Origin of the sequence: Actinomadura livida, from assembly GCF_014648675.1 — a bacterium.
In the GTDB taxonomy this organism is placed as follows: Bacteria; Actinomycetota; Actinomycetes; order Streptosporangiales; family Streptosporangiaceae; genus Spirillospora; species Spirillospora livida.
This window is the reverse complement of record NZ_BMRO01000056.1, coordinates 1-611: the sequence shown is the minus strand read 5'-3', so window position 1 is coordinate 611 and position 611 is coordinate 1. Positions and strand designations below refer to the sequence as shown.

At 68.4% G+C, this 611-nt stretch carries 1 protein-coding gene; it reads left to right on the top strand.

The annotated features are described in order from the left end of the window. Positions 1-21: 21 nt before the first annotated feature. Positions 22-611, top strand: a 590-nt coding sequence (locus IEZ03_RS37285; RefSeq protein ID WP_229808838.1) for a beta-ketoacyl synthase N-terminal-like domain-containing protein, incomplete at its 3' end; no start/stop codon positions are given.

Below are 611 nucleotides of genomic sequence, written 5' to 3'. Positions count from 1 at the left end.
GAGCCGATTGCGATCGTGGGGATGGGCTGCCGCTACCCCGGCGGCGTCACCACCCCGCAGCAACTATGGGACCTGGTCACCCAGGAACACGACGCCATCGGCGAATTCCCCACCAACCGCGGCTGGCCCCTCACCGACCTCTACCACCCCGACCCCGACCACCCCGGCACCACCTACACCCGCCACGGCGGCTTCCTCCACGACGCCGACCACTTCGACGCCGACTTCTTCGGCATGAGCCCCCGCGAAGCCCAAGCCACCGACCCCCAACAACGACTCCTCCTCGAAACCGCCTGGGAAACCATCGAAAACGCCCACATCGACCCCACCACCCTCCACAACACCCGCACCGGCATCTTCACCGGCGTCATGTACGCCGACTACGCCGCCCGCCTCACCACCATCCCCACCCCCTACGAAGGACACCTCGGAAACGGCAGCGCCCCCAGCATCGCCTCCGGACGCCTCGCCTACACCCTCGGCCTCCAAGGACCCGCCCTCACCATCGACACCGCCTGCTCCTCCTCCCTCGTCGCCCTCCACCTCGCCTGCCAATCCCTCCACAACCACGAAACCGACCTCGCCCTCGCCGGCGGCGTCGCCATCATGTC